Source organism: Devosia sp. J2-20 (assembly GCF_055808475.1).
Map to the genome: position 1 here is coordinate 1921588 of NZ_CM147870.1, position 16824 is coordinate 1938411.

Below are 16824 nucleotides of genomic sequence, written 5' to 3' on the forward strand. Positions count from 1 at the left end.
TGTTCGGCGCGGCACTGGTCGCGGCCACTGGCGCCGTTGCGGCAGATCACGTGGCTCATCGCGTGGCGGCACCGGCGGCCATAGCCGCAGCAGCGCAGAGTGCGGCGCCCTGCTCGGCAGCACCTTGCTCGGCTGCTCCGTGTTCCGCGGCACCATGTTCCGCGGCACCATGTTCCGCAGCCCCAGCGGCATCGCCGTGCTCGGCCGCGGCACCCTGCTCTGCGGCACCGGCGGCTGCGCCCTGTTCGGCAGCGCCCGCAGCGGCACCCTGTTCAGCAGCAAGCCCTTGTGCGGCCGTAGCACCGTGTTCGGCAGCACCGGCACCTGCGGCGGCGCCGTGTGCAGCAGCGGCGCCTTGCGCGGCGGCCGGGCAGTAGGCGGCGCGCATGGACGCGTTGCGCCGGGCAGCTCAGGAAGCGGTGTTCTGCGAAACCATTCTCGCCAAGTCCGGCGACAATGTTCTGCTCGACACGCTGCGCGGCGCGGCGCCCGTGACCTGGACCCATTACCCTCCCGGTGACGTGTTTGATCGTGAGAGTGGTGCGCAGTGGTATTATCACTGCCACGACACGGCTTCGGACGCGGGCGAGCATGGGCATTTTCACTGCTTCATCCGCCCGGCGGGCAGTGAGGGGCCCATTCACCATCTGGTCGCTGTGGGGGTGGATGCCTATGGCACGGCGATCCGGCTGTTTACGGTCAATCAGTGGGTGGTCGATGATGTGTGGGCCGATGCGGACGCCACCATTGCGCTGCTGGAGCGGTTCGACATGCAGATGGCGCGGCCGTCCTATCTGGTCAATCGCTGGCTGACGGCGATTGTGGGCTTGTACCACGACGAAATTGCGGCTCTGATCACCCAACGTGATGCCGTGCTTGGCGCACACACGCCGCCTGAAGGGACACAAACCCTGCAGGACCGGTCGCTTGAGGTGGTTTCCGAATGCGCGATCGATCTGAAGGCGCGCGCCGCCGAGCTTGGTATATAAGTCCGTTCTGACCCAAGCCGGGTCCGCCAGTGGAGATCTGCGTGACCCGTTCGCCGCCCAGCCACGCCACCCCTCTGCAACGCGCGCTGAGCCCGCAGGTGATCCGCAAATCCCTGCTGGTTGCTTTTATCGTGGGCTCGGTGCTCAATCTGATCAATCAGGGCGATGCCATGATGAGCGGTCAGGGCGTCAGCGTCTTCAAGATCGTGCTGACCTATTGCGTGCCGTTTCTGGTGTCGACCTATGGCGCCTGGAGCATGGCCCGGCTGATCAAGCCGGACGCGGACTGACCCAAGGAACGCTTGGGTCATCGGGGCGTTGGGTTAGCAGCGTCAACAAACAAGGATTTTCGAGCCATGGATCACTCCCAGCATACTCCCCTGAGCAGTCACGAACTGACTCCAGAGACACTGCAGGGCGCGACAATTTACGGCGCCGATGACGAATCTGTGGGCCATGTCTCGCATCTGCATGGCAGTGGCGCGGCCTGTCAGGTGATTGTGGATGTCGGTGGCTTTCTGGGACTGGGTGCCAAGCACGTTGTAGTTGGGCTGGGACAGCTGGAATTCATGCGCGACGAAAACGGCAAGGTGCATGCAGTAACCGGCTGGACCAAGGATCAGCTCAAATCCATGCCTGAGCACGAGGACTAAGCGTAGCCATCAGGTTACGCTTTACATTTATGACTGAAGCCGGGCATCGCGCCGGCATTTGATCCGGATCAAGGCAAGTGCCTGCGGCAAGGCTAAGATGCCCCCATTCGCCATGGGAGATCTGAGATGGAAATTCGCAATATCGTAGTCGGCCTGACCATCGATGCGGTCGATGCGGATCTGGTCGCACTCGCTGTTGATCTGGCGCGGCACCACAAGGCCAGCCTGACCGGCTTTGTCGCCGCTCAGCCGCCCGTTGTGGCCAGCATGGGCGCCGGCGACGTGGCAGGCGTGCTCTATACAGAGCAGCTCAACGAGATCGAGGCCTCGATCAAGGATGTGCGCGACAAATTCAAGGCGCAGGTGCCGGCCAGCATCAAGGCAGACTTTGCCGGGCGCGTGCAACAACCCGCGATCGGGTTGATCGATGTGGCCCGCAAGGCGGATTTGATCATCATCGGCTCGGCTGGTGAGGCCCGTGATGATGGCTTCCGCAGTATTGATATTGGCGAGGTACTGCTCGGTGCCGGACGCCCGGTTCTACTGGTGGCGCAAGGCGCAAGCAAGCTCAAGGCCGACAAGATCGTTGTCGCCTGGAAGGATACCAAGGAAGCGCGTCGGGCTATCGTGGATGCTCTGCCGCTGCTCAAGGCCGCCAGCGACGTGCAGGTCGTGGTGATCGACGAAGGCAATCTGGGGCCGGAGCGCGAAAGCATGCTGGATGCCGTTGCCTGGCTGGAGAGCCATGAGGTCAAGGTACGCGGCGACGTGCTGCCTGATGAGGACGGGGCTGCGAACGCGATCACCAAGGCAGCGAAAACAGCTGGCGCGGACCTGATCGTCAGTGGCGCCTACGGCCATAGCCGGCTGCGGGAATGGCTCGTTGGCGGGGTGACGCGGGACCTTCTGGCCACACCCGGGATCCATCGTTTCCTGTCCAACTAGACTCTGCCGATTCTGACTGCTGTGGCTTTTTCCACAGCAGCACCAGCCGTTTAGAAACCCTCTTGCGTTTGCCATCGAAATCGGATTGTCTGCTCGCCATCCACAGGGGTGCTCCGTATAGCCGGGGCTGAGACGCGGGCGACATGCCTGTAAACCCTTCAAGCTGATCTGGGTAATACCAGCGGAGCGAGGCGGGCTATGTATTTCGGCGCACAAATTTCCCTATACCCCATGACCGACAATTTCGTCGGCGTGATCATGAGCGCATTGGGCGCGCTCGATCCCTATCGTGAGCAGTTGCGCATCGAGACCGACGATCTCTCGACGCTATTGGTGGGCCCGCCCGAGGCGGTGATCCCGGCGATGCGCGACATGTTCGTGGCAGCGGCCAAGTCCGGTGTGCATTGCACGCTGTCCGCCACTATTTCGCGCGGTTGTCCGGGCGAGCCCCATGACAGCCGTTGCGATTCACCGCAGCTTGATGGGCCGGTTGCGCCGCTTGCGGAACGGCAGGCCCATGCGCTGCAGGCGGTGCTGCAGGCGCCCGATCTGGCCTGTGAGATCGCCGCGCAGTTCTCGCTCTATGTGATGGGCACTGACGATCACATGGATGAAATCTACGGCTGCATCGACTTCCTCAAGCAGTCCGGCGTGCTGGATCGACCCAAGAACTTCTGCACCCGACTGGGGGGCGATGCCGGGGCAGTGTTCGCCGCGCTGGAGGCCGCGATCTGCAGCTTCGGGCCGCCGCAGGGTCACGTGACGATTGACCTGACAGCCTCGGCCAACAGTCCGACGCCGCGCTAAGCCGGTTCCGTTCTGTCTGCGCCATAGCGCGCCTCCATCAGGATCAGTCATGTCCAAAAACGCAGAATTTGCGCGCGCCCTGGGCCGCGTTGCCCCAGCCGTTATCTCGGTGGGCGCCATCATCATGGCTTGGGAGCTTTACGCCCAGTTTGCCGATATCGCGCCGACGACGCTGCCGCCGCCTTCGCGTGTGGTAACCCAGGCGGTGCAGCATCGTCAGGCGCTGTGGGACAATACCGTGCCCACTCTGACTGCAACGCTGGCGGGGTTCGCCTGCTCACTGCTGGCCGCCTTTGTGTTCTCGGTGCTGATCGACTTCTTCGAGCCGCTGCGCCGGGCGCTGTTTCCGGTGTTCATCATCAGCCAGACCCTGCCGCTGGTGGCGATCGCGCCGCTGATCGTGCTGTGGTTCGGCTTCGGTCTGGCGCCCAAGATCATGCTGGTGGCGCTGGTCACCTTCTTTCCGATGCTGGTAGCGCTGGTTCAGGGCTATGCTGCCACTGACCGAGACATCACCGCGCTGCTGGCCTCGATGGGTGCGGGGCGGGGCCGCATCTTCGTGCTGGCGCGGCTGCCGACGGCCCTGCCTTATTTCTTCGCCGGGCTGCGCATCTCGATCACCTATGCGGTGGTGGGCGCCATCTTTGCCGAATATGCCGGGGCCGCCAGAGGGCTGGGCATCTACATCCTGAATTCCAAGAACAATTTCCGGCCCGATCTGGTGCTGGCTGCGGTGCTGGTCAGCGCCAGCCTGACGCTGATGCTGTTCGGGGTGACGGTGCTGATCCAGCGCCTCGCCATGCCCTGGGCGCGGTTGAACCAAGGGGCAAAACCATGAGCGCGCCACGCCTGGAACTGCGCGGTATCGCCAAGCGCTTTGATGGGCTGGCAGTGCTGGACGAGATTTCACTGCATGTCCGCAAGGGTGAGTTCGTCTCCATTCTGGGGCCGTCAGGGGCCGGCAAGTCGACCATTTTCAAACTGCTGACCGGGGGTCTGGCACCCGATGCCGGCAGCGTCGCCTTTGACGGCGCGCCGCTATTGGCAGAGCGGCGCCCCTTCGCTTTCATGCCCCAGCATGACGCGCTGATGCCGTGGCGGCGGATCATCGACAACACCACGCTGGGCCTGGAAGTCCAGGGCATGTCGCGTAGCGCAGCGCGTGAGCGGGTGATGACGCTGTTTCCCGAATTTGGCCTGGCCGGGTTCGAGCAGCATTGGCCCGCCCAGCTTTCGGGCGGCATGCGGCAACGCGCGGCACTACTGCGCACAGTTGTGCAGGAACGCGACATGCTGCTGCTCGATGAACCCTTTGGCGCGCTGGACGCGCTGACCCGTGCGGGTATGCAGCGTTGGCTGCAGACCATGTGGGAGCGCCACAGCTGGACCACGTTGCTGATTACCCATGATGTGCGCGAGGCCGTTTTCCTGTCGGACCGTATCTACGTGCTGACCGATCGCCCCGCCCGGGTGCTCACCGAAATTTCCGTATCCCTCCCCCGCCCGCGACTGGATCTGGCCTCTGCTCAGGCCAGTGCCATCGAGGCGGACCTGCTGCACACCCTGCTCAACTCGACTTCCGAACAAAGGAACCGACCATGTTTGACTGCCGTCATCTGATCATCGCCACCCTGGCGCTGGGTCTCGTTACACCGGCGCTGGCGCAGGCCACCCCCGTCAAGGTAGCGCTGGACTGGACGCCCAACACCAATCACATCGGGCTCTATGTTGCCCAGGCCAAGGGCTTTTACGAAGAGGCCGGGCTGGCGGTGGACATCCTGCCCTATACCGACACCTCGGCTGGCACGCTGGTGGCCAACCAGATTGCCGATTTCGGCATTATCGGCCCGCTGAGCCTGTTTACCCAGCACACCGCCGGCGCTGACCTGATCGGGGTTTATGCTGTGGTGCAGCACGAAACCGGGCGGCTGGTGTTCAATGACGAGCGCAGCGACATTCAGAGCCCGCGCGATCTGGACGGGCTGACCTATGGCGGGTTTGGCACCAATTGGGAGAATGCCCTGATCGGTTCGATGATCCGCGCCGATGGCGGTACGGGCGACTTCGAGAACGTGACACTGGGCACCTCGGCCTATGAGGCGCTGGCCAATGGCGCCGTGGACTTCACGCTGGAGGTCTATACCTGGGAAGGCATCAAGGCCGAACTGGATGGCGATGCGCAGCGGGCATTTGTCTATGCCGATTACGGCGTGCCGGATCAGCACACGACCATGCTGGGCTCCAGCCAGGCCTATCTCGATGCGCATCCCGATGAAGCGAAGGCATTTCTGGCGGCCACACAACGCGGCTATGCCTATGCGACCGAGCACCCCGATGAGGCCACCGACATCATCATTGCCGCCAGCAATGACATGCTGACCGATGCGACCTTTGTACGGGCGTCGCTGGGCAGCCTGATTGATGGCGATTATCTGGTGGGCGCCGACGGGGCCATCGGCACCATGGATGGCGCGAAGATGGCGGCGTTGGGCGACTATCTGCTGGACATCGGCATGCTGGTGGATGGCGATGGCGCAACGCTGGAAAGTGGGCCTGATTACAGCCGCTATTTTACCAACGCCTATCTGCCGCAGTAGTCGCTGCAGCACAGAGATTGTGTCCCCCTTTTTGGGGACACAATGCCCGGTCATGGCGTTTCGGAGGGAGACGCTGCGGCCGGGTTCATGCGTTGAAGGTCAGACGCTCCAGAAGCGCGGCCAATAGACGTCGCTGTCGAAGTCCTGCGGGATCGGCGACAAGCGGGATATGGCCGTGGCAGCGAATTCGACCTGCAGGGCATAGTGGCGGACATCTTCGGGCATTGGTTGCCCGGTGATGAACTCACGTGTGCGCCATTCATGGAGCTTGATCGCTCGGAGGCGTCGGCGGGCTTCTGCCTCAACATCCTCGACCAAAACTGACACCGACGGAGACTGCGAACCCTGCCAGGCTGGCTCGGTCCATTCTCTGCTACCCTCGATTACCGCGAAACGCACTGTGTCCTCTGCTCTCTGGCGCCGTGCCGGTGTGGCCACGCCTCAATTTATCACAAATATCACGCACGCCTTACCGAAGCGGTAACGAAGCGGCTTGGCAAGGCGATCGGCTATGTTAGATTCTGCAAGTATGAGCATCCTCTATGTCATGGCTGCGCAGGCCGAATACGGCCCGCACCTGCAAGCCAAAATCAAACCCTTGATGACCGGGGTCGGTCCGGTTGAAGCGGCGGTGACCGTCACCCGGGCGCTGGCTGAGGCACGCCCCCTGCCGCGTGTGGTGGTGTCGCTGGGATCAGCCGGGTCGCGCGTATTGCCGCAATGCGGCGTGTTTCAGGCCGTATCGGTGAGCTATCGCGATATGGACGCCTCTGCGCTGGGCATCCCCAAGGGCCAGACGCCGTTTCTGGAGCTGGCGCCGGTGCAGCCATTATCGCCGCGCATTGCGGGGCTGGACGGGGCAACGCTATCGACCGGCGCCAATATCGTGTCGGGCGCGGCCTATGATGGGGTCGATGCCGATATGGTGGATATGGAAACCTATGCAGTGCTGCGCGCTTGTCAGGCGTTTGGCGTGCCGCTGGTGGCGCTGCGCGGCATCTCGGATGGTGCAGCCGAACTCGCCCATGTCGATGACTGGACGCAATATCTGCACATCATTGATGAGAAGCTGGCGGCGGCCGTGGATCTGATCGAGGTCGAAATGGCAACGGGTCGAATCTAGAGCTTGCCGGCCTTCTTGTCGCGCCGGGCACGGCGCCAAATGCTCCATTTGCGCATGCCGCGCAGGATGGCGGTGTTGACCGGGCCCTGCAGGAAGGCAAGATCAAGTGCCAGCAGCAGAAGGCCCAGCGGCAGCATCCAGATGCCGAGCACCGGCAAAAAGCTGAAAATGCCGCCCAGAACCAGCACAATCCCCAGTGGAATGCGGAACCAGCGCGCACCGGGCCGACGCAAATGTGCCAGAATGCCCGATGATTGGGGAATCTGGCGTTGAATGCGGTCGAACTGGCGGTCCAGCCTGGCGCGGCTCTTGACCATTAAGGTCCCCTCGGGTCGGCAAAGATGTGTGTCTGATGTAGTGCGCGCGCGGGTCAACTCCAAGGGCCTTTCTGCAGTTCTATGGCGCCAATAGGCTCTTGCGCCGATGATCTGCGCCCCAGGCGGAACTTCCATGCTCAGCCAGAGTTGAGATGACATCACCGACAAACGGAGCATTTCAATGGCAACGGCAACTTCACGTGCATTGCAGAAGGCCGAAAACACCGGCGAGGCGATTTCGGACAACCTGACCCATCAGATTGCCGCCCTGCGCAAGCAGGTCGATCAGCTCTCCCATTCCGTGCACTCCTATAGCGACCATTCGATGAGCGACCTGCAGCACAATGCCGTGGCGATCGCGCGCGAAGTTCAGCATCAGGGTCGTGCGGTCGCACGCCAGGTCAGCAAGCAGGCCAATGCAACCGGCGAAGCCGTGCGCGAAAACCCGGTACCGGTCGTTCTGGCTCTGGGCACGATTGCCCTGCTGTCGGCGCTGGTATTCACGCGCCGCTGAGCCGCTGCCGGGCGTTAGCGATTTGCTAACCGTCCGGCTCAGACCTTCCTTAAGCCTGTTGGGGCATTTTCTCTGTCGACTGCACTGATCGACCAAGAGAGACGGACCATGGGAAAATTACGCGCGACTGCCTTGCGGGCCATGGCTCTGGTTGTGGTTGGCACCGGTCTGGGTGGCTGCAGCCTGTTCGGTATCGGCTTTGGCACGGCCCAGCTGAGCGCCAAGGAATGCATGATGCGCGCGATGTATTTCGAATCCAACCGCTCCAGCCCCGAAGGCATGCTGGCCGTGGGGACGGTGGTGATGAACCGGGTCGATGACACGCGCTATCCCAAATCGATCTGTGGCGTGGTGGGTCAAAAGAACCAGTTCGCGCAGGGCGTGCTGACCCGCAAGATGACCGATAGCGGCGCCGTACTGGCCTCACAGATGGCCGATCAGGTGATCAATGGGGCGCGTCATGCCGGGGTCCGCAGTGCGCAGCATTTCCATACCGCGGGCCTGCGTTTTCCCTACAACAACATGCATTACGTGCTCGAAGCGGGCGGCAACGAGTTCTACGAAAAATACTGATTGGTGACGGCGGCGCTAGAAATCGCCGCCGATATCAAAGCCCCCATCCCCGAAATCATCGCCGCCGGCGTCGATATCAGCATTGCTGACATCGGCTTCCCCGGCATGGGCGCTGCCTGAAAACAGGCCGCCAATGGCGTTGAACAGAAACATGCCGCCGGCCACGCCGAGTGCTGTTTCGGCGGTGCCTGCCAGAAAGCCACCCTGCCCGGCGCGCTGGTCACGGCCAGCCCCTTGCTGGTCCCATGGCCCGCGCGGGCGCTGTGCCTCCAGTTCGGCAATGCGCTGCTCGGCCTGCCGTAGCGCCTGCTCCTGCATCACCACGGTCTGGGCGAGATAGTATGGCGCAGGCGGAAATTCGCGCAGTCGCTGCTGGATCTGGAGTTCGGCATCAGCATCGCGGGGCGCGCTGGTACGGGCAACATTCTCTATGCGATCGAACAGGCCGTCGATAATGTCGTGGTCTTGCTGATTGGGCATGAGGTGGCTCCGTGCTTGCTGCGTCTGTCTTACACATGGGGAGCATCGGGCGCGGTGCAATAGCGCTGGGCCAATCAGAGCTTTGTGCTAGTGCGCAGGACGTAGCCGATCACCACGGCCACGGCCTCATAAAGCTCATGGGGAATGGTATCGTCGATCTCGATGCCGCTCAGGGCCTGGGCCAGCACGGGGTTGGTCTCGATGATCACCCCGTTTTCCCGAGCTAGGTCGACAATGCGTTCGGCGACGACGCCATGCCCCTTGGCCACCACACGGGGGGCCTCGCGTGTGCCCTTCTCGTATTGCAGCGCGACGGCGAGCGAGCGCTCGGGGGCCTGTTTGGGGTCATCGCTCATCGGCGCGAATCCACGATATGGCCGGCGCTGGCTGGTTTTGGTGGTGCCGGTGGTGCGCCGTGCCGGACGATGACGGCGCCAGGCTCCAGACCTGCCTCCACCAGCGTATCGCGCAAAGTGTTGATGTCAGCTTCCAGCGCTTGAGAAGTAGAGCGCTCCTCGGCCCAGAGCATGACACCGGTGGCACTGCCGCGCAACGAGACCTGGGCGCCGACCTCCCCCATGCCGGGCAGGTTGATGGCAAAGCGCATCTGCCAGCCACGTTCGCTGGCCTCTTCGCTGGCACTGTGTTCATCGCGGTGGATCGCCAATTGCAGCAGGGTCTGCTGTCCGCCGATCACCACGGGCAGATCAACGCTCCAATCGGCCCCTTTGATGGTGGGATCAGGCAGGGAGGCGTGCTGGTGCAGGCGCACCCGCGACAGCGCCGACTCGGTGCGCTCCAGCAGGTGCTTGCCGACAGTTTCGGCGCCCTCGGCGGGATCGACCGGCTGGATTTCGAGCGCTTTGACGCGGGGGATCTGACCACGCAGCGGTGGGGCAATCTGGGAGACCGGGGCGACCAGCGGGGTCTGCTGCCCCAGCCAGGTGGTCAGGGTCTGTCGCAGGGCCAGCATGGCCGCTTTCATGTCGGCCTGCGGGGCCAGCAATGGCGCGCCGGGACGGGCCAGACCGGCCTCCTGAAAGGTGCCTGAATTCATGAAGGCTTTTTGCAGAGTCGCTCCATTGAGCTTGCCACCATCAAGATTGACCTGATTGGCGAGGACCTGCTGTGCCGCGCGTGCGACGGGCTCGGGCAAGGCCACCTTGCCGGCGATATTGGTCAAGGCCGCCGTCAGGCTGGCAATGCTGTTCTGCTGTGGCAGGGCCGCCTGCACCATCTGCGCCAATGCCGCCTGTGGCGTGCTGGGCATATTGGGCGCAGCCGCTGGGGTGGCTGTGGGCGTGGTGTTGACCACCGGTGTCGCTGTTGTGACGCGAGCGGCGGACGCTGCGGCCGTAGCGGGCCCGGACGTGGCAGCATTGGCAGTTGGGCTGGTGGGCGTCGAGGCCGCGTAAGGAGAGGCCGGGCGTATGCTTGCGGCAGCAATTGGTGCGGCGGCCGGCGGCGCTGTCCCGGTTGTGATAGCGGCTGATGCCCCCGCAGGCACAGGTGCTATGGGCGCGGTCTGGCTAGCTGCGGGTGCCCCAGGGGTGGCGACCGGCGCTGATTGTGGCACCGAGATGCCAGCCGGTGCGGCGGTTGGCGCAGATGCCGTGGCGGCAGCGGGTGGGCTGGCGGGGACTGTGGCTGCTGGCTGGGTTGCCTGACCTTGCGGGGTTGAGGCTGCGGGCGGCGGCGGGGAACTTGCCGCTGTCTGGGGAGCGCCAGCTGGTGGCTGGGCAGTCGCGCTGGCGGGCGCAGGACCCGCTGGCTGAGCTGATGCGGGCGTGGGCGCATTGGCGATCGGTGCCGGCAAAGCCTGCTTGCCTGCTGCGACCTGCAGCGCCAGGCGCACCTGTGCGCCACTGCCCTGAACTTCAAAACGAAGGGTATCGCCGGCCTTGGCGGCCTGTGGCAGAACCAGATTGAGCAGCTTGCCCTCGATCTGCACCTGCGTGCCGCCATTGGGAGCAGGCCCCAAGACCCGACCATCGAGGACCTGACCAGCCTGCAGCGCAAGCGCCTGCAAGGCCCCGCCGCGCGCGGCCGTTACGATCTGGGGTAGCTGGTTGGGGATAATCATGGTGGACCCGACCCCGCCGCGCCATGCGGCTGCGCTAGTCTAGCGCAGGGACAGCATCGGATGATTCTGTGTCGCTTGGGAAACTTAACAGCGTGTGACCAACGCGGTCACGCCCAGACCCAGTTTGCCGCTAGTCGGGGCGGATGTCGGTATAGTCTTTGGTGACGGGCTTGCCGCGAAAGGTCACCCAGAAAAAGTTGAGCGTATAGGTGCCCGCAGTGCGAAATACGCCTTCCTTTTCCAGCCGACGACCCGAGGTCTTCATCTTGAGCCCGAATGTCCATTTGACGCCACCGACCTTGGAGAGCCGAACCGCCACATCGGTATCCTCGCCGAAGAAGTCGATGGAGCGATCATAGCCGCCTACCTGTGCCCAGGCGGCGCGCTTGAAGACGAAATTGCCACCCTGCACCACCGAACCAACGTGCAGGATGTAGCGGTTGAGAATGTAGATCACATAGGTCAGGCCATAGAACATGTTCACCAGGAACCGGCTCCAGGGGCTCATGTCGTAATAGACATAGGGGCCGCTGAGGCAGACCAGCTTGGGATCGCGCTGGAATTCGCTGAACACGGTATCAAGCCAACCGACAGGCACAATTGTATCGCTGTCGATATTGGCGACCAGATCAAAGCCTTCACTGGCGGCAAAGCCCGCATCGCGGGCGTTGACCAGACCCTTTTTGGGCTCATCAACGACCCGGACCGTTGGAAAGCTGCGGGCAATCTCGCCGGTCCGGTCAGTCGAGGCATTGTTGACCACGATGATTTCGGCGTCGACGCCCGCGCGCGCGATCTCGGCCACCACTGATTCCAGGCATTTGCCGATCAGCGCCTCTTCATTATAGGCGGGTATGACGAATGCCAGTTTCATTGCTGCCTCATGCCGGGCCGGAACGGACCTTGGTCGCTGCAAATAGCGCCTCGGATTGGCTTGGGCAACACAAAGCGCCGCTTTTCAAGCGCTTTGCGTGCCGTCAGGCGCGCGAATCGGCCCCGGCGATGTAGTCGCGCTTGCCAATCGGCGCCCCATTGGCCCGCAGGATGGCGTAGGCCGTGGTGACGTGAAAGTAGAAATTGGGCATGGCGAACTTGGTGAGATAGTCCAATCCGCTCAGCGGCATATCGTTGTCACCAAGTTTGAGCACGACTTCACGCGTGTCGCTGTCGGCAAGGTCCTCTGGCCGGGTTGAGGCCAGCAGATCGAGCGCCTTGGCGATGCGGGCGCGGAGTTCCTCGAAGGTCTTTTCGGTATCGGGCCAGACCGGAATTTCGCGACCAGCCAGACGTGAGATGCAGCCTTTGACGTGATCGGTGGCGATCAGAACCTGGCCACTGAAGGCAATCATATCGGGCGCCAGGCGGGCCTGGGCCAGCACCGATGTGTCGAACTTGCGCTCGGTGGCATTGGCCTCGGCCTTGTCCATGACCACCAGCAGATTGTTCAGCATGCGGGTAAAGACTGGCACGGTCAGATCATAAACGGCGATCGTCATGGAGAGACACCTTGATTGTCGGAACGCTAACGGGAAGAGTTTACTTGTGCCTGTGGTAGCAGGATGACAAGTGAGTTGGGTATGCACAGCGATAAAGACAAGCCGGCAGGCGAGGACGAAGACCGGCACAGTGGTTACTCGCGGCTGCGATCCAAGCTGCGGCTGCTCTACCACAGCCAGTCTCCCAAAGCGCAACGGTTTCAGTTTTCGGTGCTGGTTGTCGATCTGGCGATCATCGTGTTCTTCATCGCCTCGCCACTGCTGCGCGAGAACGACTCGTTTCTGTGGATCGACTACTCCATCGCGCTGTTGCTGGCGGTGGACCTGACGGCGCGCGCGCTGGCGTCGACCGACATCAAACGCTGGTTGCGACAGGTACCGGTGATCCTCGATGTCTTCATTCTGGTGACGCTGCTGGCCCCGACCTGGTTCTTCAACCTGGGCTTCCTGCGGATCCTGCGGCTATGGACGATGACGCGCAGCAGTACCTTCTGGCGCCCGCTGAACCGGCGCGGCTATGCCGAATATCGCGAGACGATCCAGGCGGTGATCAACCTGCTGGTGTTCCTGTTTGTGGTGACCGGCTTTGTCTATACGGCCTTCGCCAATCGCGGCGCCGAAGGCATTGCCGGCTATGTCGACGCGCTCTATTTCACCGTGGCCACCGTTACCACCACCGGGTTTGGCGATATCACCCTGCCCGGCACCTGGGGCAAGCTGGCCTCGATCAGCATCATGATCGTTGGCATCTCGCTGTTCGTGAAGCTGGCGCAGTCGATCTTCCGGCCCAATAAGGTGCACTTCCCCTGCCCGCAATGCGGCCTGCAGAATCACGATCCGGACGCGGTGCACTGCAAGGCGTGCGGGCACATCCTGAACATTCCCGATCCCGGCAATTATTAGCGGATAACGTCGAGCCGCACGCGGAAGCAGGCGCCCGGCAACGGGCCCTGCACCAATTCGAGCGTGCCGTTCATGCGGGCCACGATCTGGCGCGAAATCGCCAGGCCCAGCCCGGCACCACTCTGATCGCTGGAACCATGCTCGCCGCGCGAGAATTTTTCAAAGATCAGTGTGCGTTCGCCCTTGGGAATGCCGGGGCCGTTATCGGCGATCTCGACCACATAGCTGCCTGCCTTGACCGCTGAGGTGACCCGCACAACGGGGTGTTCGGCATCGTTATATTTGACGGCGTTGGACACCAGATTGATGAAGACCTGACATAGCCGGTCAGCGTCGCCCTCAACCATGGTCGGGCGGGCGCGCTCGCCCAGTTCCACGCGCATGCCGCGCTGTCGTAACAGGGCGTCGCAGACGCGCAGTGCGCGGTCCAATGCATCTTCGGCATCGGTGGGCACATTGTCCCAGGCCCGTTCGCCGCGCTCGAGCGCGGAGAGATCAAGGATCTCATCGAGCAGCTTGGTCAGGCGCAGGCTTTCCTGATGAATGGTGGAGACGAAGTGATGACGCTGGCCTTCATCAATGCCGTCGGGCTCAAGCAGGATTTCGGAGAAGGATCGAATCGAGGTCATGGGTGTACGCACCTCATGGCTGACCTGGCTGAGAAATTCGTCCTTCTGGCTGTCGAGCTCGCGCAACTGCACATTGGCGTCCTCGAGCTTTTGCGCGGTGGAGCGCAGTTCGGCCGAGGTCTTCTCCAATTGCTGGGAATACTCGATGACCTGCTGAGTCTCGTCAGCCATCTGCATCACTTCTTCGAGCGAAACGTCGGAGCCCGACACCACCTTGGAGAGCATGACGTGGGCCGATGCGGCGCCGATGGAGCCCGCCAGTTCGCGCTCAAGCCGGCCGATGAATTCCGACGAGGGCTCAAGCCGGTCAGGATCAACGCCGCTCTCGCGCGCGGCCGTCTCGAACAGCGCGGCGGCTCGCCGCTCGCCCAGCACGCGCTCGGCCACAAAGAACAGATCATTGGCGGTGGCCGAGCCGCGCACGAAATTGCCCTGCGCGACGTGGCCTCGGCGGAAAACATCGACAAACAGTGTGGCCTGGATCCGTTCGAGCGCCGACTGGGTGGTCAGCAGCGACACCACGGTCAGGGTCAACACATTGATGGTCAGGCTCCAGAACGCGGCATGGCTGAGCGGATCAAGACCATCAAGTCCGAACAGCGCTTCGGGGCGCAGCCAGGCAATGCCCCAGGGGCCATTGTCGAGCAACATGGCAACCTGCGGCGACACCGACTCGAACGAAGGCAGGAAGCTGCACCAGACCCAGACGACGAAACCGGCCGCAATGGCGGCCGTGGCTGCCTTGAGCGAGGCATCGCGCCAGAACAGCGCCGCCAGCACGGCGGGGAAGAACTGGGCAATGGCGGTGAAGGAGATCAGGCCGATAGGCGCCAGCGCGTTGGAGTCGCGGGTGAAGAAAAAGTAGAAAAAGCCCAGCGACAGGATCAGCACGATGGAAAAGCGCCGCGCGACCAGTAGCGAGCGGCTGACGCCCTGCCCGTCGCCGCTGGGTTCGCCCGAGCTGAAGCGCAGCACCAGCGGCATCACGATATGGTTGGAGACCATGATCGAGAGCGCGATGGATTCCAGGATGATCATCGAGGTGGCCGAAGAGAAGCCGCCGATAAAGGCAAACAGCGCCAGCGCGTCCTGTCCGGCTGCCATGGGCAGGGTGAGCGCGAACATGTCCGGATTGGAGCCCTCGGGCATGGAGGTCAGCCCGAACATGGCGATGGGCAGGATGAACAGGCTCATCAGCAGCATGTAGGCAGGAAAGGCCCAGCTGGCGACGCGCAGATGGTTCTCGTCGGAGTTTTCGACCACGGTCACCTGAAACTGGCGCGGCAGACAGACAATGGCGGCGACCGACAGGGCGAGCGTGGTCAACCAGCGATCGTCAAAGCTATTGCCGTCCTGTGGCCCCACGCCCATCTCTGCAGCGCGGCTGAAAATGCCTTCAAAGCCGCCACCGGCATAGACCACAAAAACCCCTACGGCGAGCAAGGCGGTGAGCTTGACCACGGCCTCAAAGGCGATAGCTGCGACAACGCCGTGGTGCTGTTCCTTGGCGTCGACATGGCGCGTACCAAACAGGATGGTGAAAACCGCCATGGCGGCGGCAATGCCGAAGGCCAGACCCACATCGTCAATGCCAGCCAGACTGCCCTGCCCGAATTCGGACGCCCCGGCGACAGTCTGGATAGAGGACGTCACGGCCTTGAGCTGCAGCGCGATATAGGGGGCGATGCCGATCACGGCGATGCAGGTGACCAGCACAGCCAGCCGGTTGGACTTGCCAAAGCGCGAGGACAGCAGATCGGCCAGCGAGGTGATGCGCTGATTGTGACTGATGCGCACCAGCCGGCGCAGCAGGAACCACCAGCCGACAAAGACCAGGGTGGGTCCCAGATAGATGGTGAGGAATTCAAGGCCACTGCGCGCGGCATTGCCGACGGCGCCATAGAACGTCCAGCTGGTGCAATAGACCGAGATGGACAGCGTATAGACCGCCGGGGAATGCAGGAACGACTTCTTGTGCGCGCGGGCCCGCCTGTCGCCGAAAAACGCCAGCACGAAGAGCAGGCCGACATAGCCGATTGCGGTGGCGATGACGAAATCGGCCGAAAGCATCAATCGGCCTCCGGCCCGTTTGTGGTGTCACCGGTTTCGGGTGGCAGGAGATGGGTCAGCATCGCCGTACCCATGATCAGCAGCAGCCAGACCACAAACAGGTAGATGACCACCTGCGGCACGCCGAAATGGGTGATGGGCTGATTAAAGACATAGACCAGCGGCGGCACCAGCAGCAGGGCGCCGAAAATGGTGAGCACCAGCATGCTGGCAATGAGTTTACGCCGCTCCGCCATGCCCACCCAGCAATTGCCGCACCGCGCCGACCACATCGGCATTGGCGTAGGGCTTGGTGACGAAGCCGTCAGCGCCCAGTTCCTCGGCGGTGCGCCGATCCTGCTGCTGGCCCTTGGCCGTCAGGATGAGCACGGGCATGCCGCGCAATTCGACATTGGCGCGGATCTGCTTGAGCACGTCGAAGCCGCTGCGCTTGGGCAGCATCACATCGAGCACCAGCATACGCGGCTGCAGTCGGCGCACAGCATCAATGACAGCGTCGCCGTCGGTGACCGCGCTGATGGAAAAGCCCGCGCGGCGCAGGATGAAGTCGAGCGATTCCAATATGCTCGGTTCGTCCTCGGCAATGAGAATATCGATCGCCAAATTCCCCCTGAAACATGCGCGGTCTCCCCTCCGCCCATGTGC

23 protein-coding genes and 1 riboswitch are annotated in these 16824 nt (G+C 62.8%); of the genes, 12 read left to right on the plus strand and 11 right to left on the minus strand.

Translation table 11 applies throughout. From position 1 onward, the window contains the following. Positions 1–55: 55 nt before the first annotated feature. Positions 56–388 carry a hypothetical protein gene (locus AC0L37_RS09340; RefSeq protein WP_282221323.1) on the minus strand — a complete coding sequence of 111 codons (333 nt, stop codon included), beginning with the start codon at positions 386–388 and terminating at the stop codon, positions 56–58. Here AC0L37_RS09340 and AC0L37_RS09345 point away from each other — a divergent pair. The 8 genes from AC0L37_RS09345 (at position 387) to AC0L37_RS09380 (ending at position 5991) form a co-directional block, all read left to right on the plus strand. Further along, positions 387–989 carry a DUF6969 family protein gene (locus AC0L37_RS09345; RefSeq protein WP_282221322.1) on the plus strand — a complete coding sequence of 201 codons (603 nt, stop codon included), beginning with the start codon at positions 387–389 and terminating at the stop codon, positions 987–989. The two genes, AC0L37_RS09340 and AC0L37_RS09345, sit on opposite strands and share 2 nt — an antisense overlap. Positions 990–1030: 41 nt before the next feature. Further along, a complete protein-coding gene (gene nrtS / locus AC0L37_RS09350; protein WP_282221321.1) occupies positions 1031–1279 on the plus strand; it encodes a nitrate/nitrite transporter NrtS in 249 nt (82 codons plus the stop codon). A 66-nt stretch (positions 1280–1345) separates the two neighbouring features. Then, entirely contained in the window at positions 1346–1642 is a 297-nt protein-coding gene (locus AC0L37_RS09355) for a PRC-barrel domain-containing protein (RefSeq protein WP_212658116.1), read from the plus strand. 126 nt (positions 1643–1768) lie between these two features. Continuing rightward, positions 1769–2587, plus strand: a complete 819-nt coding sequence (locus AC0L37_RS09360; protein ID WP_282221320.1) for a universal stress protein — start codon at positions 1769–1771, stop codon at positions 2585–2587. 94 nt (positions 2588–2681) lie between these two features. Further along, positions 2682–2795: riboswitch (TPP riboswitch) on the plus strand. Further along, positions 2786–3394, plus strand: coding sequence for a YkoF family thiamine/hydroxymethylpyrimidine-binding protein (locus AC0L37_RS09365; RefSeq protein ID WP_282221319.1), 609 nt, complete (start codon positions 2786–2788; stop codon positions 3392–3394). Its footprint overlaps the riboswitch before it by 10 nt. Positions 3395–3443: 49 nt before the next feature. Further along, a complete protein-coding gene (locus tag AC0L37_RS09370; RefSeq protein ID WP_282221318.1) occupies positions 3444–4232 on the plus strand; it encodes an ABC transporter permease in 789 nt (262 codons plus the stop codon). Further along, a complete protein-coding gene (locus AC0L37_RS09375; RefSeq protein ID WP_212658120.1) occupies positions 4229–5014 on the plus strand; it encodes an ABC transporter ATP-binding protein in 786 nt (261 codons plus the stop codon). The genes AC0L37_RS09370 and AC0L37_RS09375 overlap by 4 nt, the downstream gene beginning before the upstream one ends. Then, positions 4993–5991 carry an ABC transporter substrate-binding protein gene (locus AC0L37_RS09380; RefSeq protein WP_282221317.1) on the plus strand — a complete coding sequence of 333 codons (999 nt, stop codon included), beginning with the start codon at positions 4993–4995 and terminating at the stop codon, positions 5989–5991. The genes AC0L37_RS09375 and AC0L37_RS09380 overlap by 22 nt, the downstream gene beginning before the upstream one ends. A gap of 99 nt (positions 5992–6090) precedes the next feature. Here AC0L37_RS09380 and AC0L37_RS09385 read toward each other — a convergent pair whose 3' ends face one another. Further along, entirely contained in the window at positions 6091–6216 is a 126-nt protein-coding gene (locus AC0L37_RS09385; RefSeq protein ID WP_269369944.1) for a hypothetical protein, read from the minus strand. A gap of 286 nt (positions 6217–6502) precedes the next feature. Between AC0L37_RS09385 and AC0L37_RS09390 the strand changes: the two genes are divergently transcribed. Further along, positions 6503–7114 carry a 5'-methylthioadenosine/S-adenosylhomocysteine nucleosidase gene (locus AC0L37_RS09390; protein ID WP_473312810.1) on the plus strand — a complete coding sequence of 204 codons (612 nt, stop codon included), beginning with the start codon at positions 6503–6505 and terminating at the stop codon, positions 7112–7114. Here AC0L37_RS09390 and AC0L37_RS09395 read toward each other — a convergent pair. Further along, positions 7111–7431, minus strand: a complete 321-nt coding sequence (locus AC0L37_RS09395; RefSeq protein ID WP_212658123.1) for a hypothetical protein — start codon at positions 7429–7431, stop codon at positions 7111–7113. The genes AC0L37_RS09390 and AC0L37_RS09395 overlap by 4 nt on opposite strands. 181 nt (positions 7432–7612) lie before the next feature. Here AC0L37_RS09395 and AC0L37_RS09400 point away from each other — a divergent pair, with 181 nt between their 5' ends. Both AC0L37_RS09400 and AC0L37_RS09405 read left to right on the plus strand, forming a co-directional pair. After that, positions 7613–7945: a hypothetical protein gene (locus AC0L37_RS09400; RefSeq protein WP_212658124.1), complete on the plus strand. Its 333-nt coding sequence runs from the start codon at positions 7613–7615 to the stop codon at positions 7943–7945. 108 nt (positions 7946–8053) lie between these two features. Beyond that, positions 8054–8518: a cell wall hydrolase gene (locus AC0L37_RS09405; protein ID WP_282221315.1), complete on the plus strand. Its 465-nt coding sequence runs from the start codon at positions 8054–8056 to the stop codon at positions 8516–8518. Positions 8519–8533: 15 nt separating this feature from the next. Here AC0L37_RS09405 and AC0L37_RS09410 read toward each other — a convergent pair whose 3' ends face one another. The 5 genes from AC0L37_RS09410 to AC0L37_RS09430 form a co-directional block, all read right to left on the minus strand. Next, a complete protein-coding gene (locus AC0L37_RS09410; protein ID WP_282221314.1) occupies positions 8534–8998 on the minus strand; it encodes a DUF2076 domain-containing protein in 465 nt (154 codons plus the stop codon). A 74-nt stretch (positions 8999–9072) separates the two neighbouring features. Continuing rightward, positions 9073–9354, minus strand: coding sequence for an EscU/YscU/HrcU family type III secretion system export apparatus switch protein (locus tag AC0L37_RS09415; protein WP_212658127.1), 282 nt, complete (start codon positions 9352–9354; stop codon positions 9073–9075). Then, positions 9351–11081: a flagellar hook-length control protein FliK gene (gene fliK, locus AC0L37_RS09420; protein WP_282221313.1), complete on the minus strand. Its 1731-nt coding sequence runs from the start codon at positions 11079–11081 to the stop codon at positions 9351–9353. Before fliK ends, AC0L37_RS09415 begins: the two co-directional genes overlap by 4 nt. A gap of 130 nt (positions 11082–11211) precedes the next feature. Next, on the minus strand, positions 11212–11955 hold the full coding sequence (locus AC0L37_RS09425; protein WP_473312811.1) for a glycosyltransferase family 2 protein: 744 nt from the start codon (positions 11953–11955) through the stop codon (positions 11212–11214). Between the two features lie 103 nt (positions 11956–12058). Continuing rightward, positions 12059–12577 (minus strand): DUF1993 domain-containing protein, encoded by a 519-nt coding sequence (locus tag AC0L37_RS09430; RefSeq protein ID WP_282221312.1) that lies wholly within the window; start codon positions 12575–12577, stop codon positions 12059–12061. Between the two features lie 81 nt (positions 12578–12658). Between AC0L37_RS09430 and AC0L37_RS09435 the strand changes: the two genes are divergently transcribed. Further along, positions 12659–13480 (plus strand): ion channel, encoded by an 822-nt coding sequence (locus AC0L37_RS09435; RefSeq protein WP_269369924.1) that lies wholly within the window; start codon positions 12659–12661, stop codon positions 13478–13480. Here AC0L37_RS09435 and AC0L37_RS09440 read toward each other — a convergent pair. The 3 genes from AC0L37_RS09440 to AC0L37_RS09450 are packed head-to-tail and all read right to left on the minus strand — an operon-like array spanning position 13477 to position 16782. Beyond that, on the minus strand, positions 13477–16179 hold the full coding sequence (locus AC0L37_RS09440; RefSeq protein ID WP_212658132.1) for a sensor histidine kinase: 2703 nt from the start codon (positions 16177–16179) through the stop codon (positions 13477–13479). The two genes, AC0L37_RS09435 and AC0L37_RS09440, sit on opposite strands and share 4 nt — an antisense overlap. Next, positions 16179–16415, minus strand: a complete 237-nt coding sequence (locus tag AC0L37_RS09445) for a hypothetical protein (RefSeq protein ID WP_269369920.1) — start codon at positions 16413–16415, stop codon at positions 16179–16181. Before AC0L37_RS09445 ends, AC0L37_RS09440 begins: the two co-directional genes overlap by 1 nt. Continuing rightward, positions 16399–16782, minus strand: a complete 384-nt coding sequence (locus AC0L37_RS09450; RefSeq protein WP_212658134.1) for a response regulator transcription factor — start codon at positions 16780–16782, stop codon at positions 16399–16401. Before AC0L37_RS09450 ends, AC0L37_RS09445 begins: the two co-directional genes overlap by 17 nt. Positions 16783–16824: the final 42 nt, after the last annotated feature.

Bases quoted from the DNA above. Each gene is read 5' to 3' on its own strand.
- AC0L37_RS09345 (WP_282221322.1), top strand. From the start codon at position 387: ATGGACGCGTTGCGCCGGGCAGCTCAGGAAGCGGTGTTCTGCGAAACC.
- AC0L37_RS09340 (WP_282221323.1), bottom strand. From the start codon at position 388: ATGCGCGCCGCCTACTGCCCGGCCGCCGCGCAAGGCGCCGCTGCTGCA.
- AC0L37_RS09355 (WP_212658116.1), top strand. From the start codon at position 1,346: ATGGATCACTCCCAGCATACTCCCCTGAGCAGTCACGAACTGACTCCA.
- AC0L37_RS09360 (WP_282221320.1), top strand. From the start codon at position 1,769: ATGGAAATTCGCAATATCGTAGTCGGCCTGACCATCGATGCGGTCGAT.
- AC0L37_RS09365 (WP_282221319.1), top strand. From the start codon at position 2,786: ATGTATTTCGGCGCACAAATTTCCCTATACCCCATGACCGACAATTTC.
- AC0L37_RS09370 (WP_282221318.1), top strand. From the start codon at position 3,444: ATGTCCAAAAACGCAGAATTTGCGCGCGCCCTGGGCCGCGTTGCCCCA.
- AC0L37_RS09375 (WP_212658120.1), top strand. From the start codon at position 4,229: ATGAGCGCGCCACGCCTGGAACTGCGCGGTATCGCCAAGCGCTTTGAT.
- AC0L37_RS09380 (WP_282221317.1), top strand. From the start codon at position 4,993: ATGTTTGACTGCCGTCATCTGATCATCGCCACCCTGGCGCTGGGTCTC.
- AC0L37_RS09385 (WP_269369944.1), bottom strand. From the start codon at position 6,216: ATGCCCGAAGATGTCCGCCACTATGCCCTGCAGGTCGAATTCGCTGCC.
- AC0L37_RS09390 (WP_473312810.1), top strand. From the start codon at position 6,503: ATGTTAGATTCTGCAAGTATGAGCATCCTCTATGTCATGGCTGCGCAG.
- AC0L37_RS09395 (WP_212658123.1), bottom strand. From the start codon at position 7,431: ATGGTCAAGAGCCGCGCCAGGCTGGACCGCCAGTTCGACCGCATTCAA.
- AC0L37_RS09400 (WP_212658124.1), top strand. From the start codon at position 7,613: ATGGCAACGGCAACTTCACGTGCATTGCAGAAGGCCGAAAACACCGGC.
- AC0L37_RS09405 (WP_282221315.1), top strand. From the start codon at position 8,054: ATGGGAAAATTACGCGCGACTGCCTTGCGGGCCATGGCTCTGGTTGTG.
- AC0L37_RS09410 (WP_282221314.1), bottom strand. From the start codon at position 8,998: ATGCCCAATCAGCAAGACCACGACATTATCGACGGCCTGTTCGATCGC.
- AC0L37_RS09415 (WP_212658127.1), bottom strand. From the start codon at position 9,354: ATGAGCGATGACCCCAAACAGGCCCCCGAGCGCTCGCTCGCCGTCGCG.
- fliK (WP_282221313.1), bottom strand. From the start codon at position 11,081: ATGATTATCCCCAACCAGCTACCCCAGATCGTAACGGCCGCGCGCGGC.
- AC0L37_RS09425 (WP_473312811.1), bottom strand. From the start codon at position 11,955: ATGAAACTGGCATTCGTCATACCCGCCTATAATGAAGAGGCGCTGATC.
- AC0L37_RS09430 (WP_282221312.1), bottom strand. From the start codon at position 12,577: ATGACGATCGCCGTTTATGATCTGACCGTGCCAGTCTTTACCCGCATG.
- AC0L37_RS09435 (WP_269369924.1), top strand. From the start codon at position 12,659: ATGCACAGCGATAAAGACAAGCCGGCAGGCGAGGACGAAGACCGGCAC.
- AC0L37_RS09440 (WP_212658132.1), bottom strand. From the start codon at position 16,179: ATGCTTTCGGCCGATTTCGTCATCGCCACCGCAATCGGCTATGTCGGC.
- AC0L37_RS09445 (WP_269369920.1), bottom strand. From the start codon at position 16,415: ATGGCGGAGCGGCGTAAACTCATTGCCAGCATGCTGGTGCTCACCATT.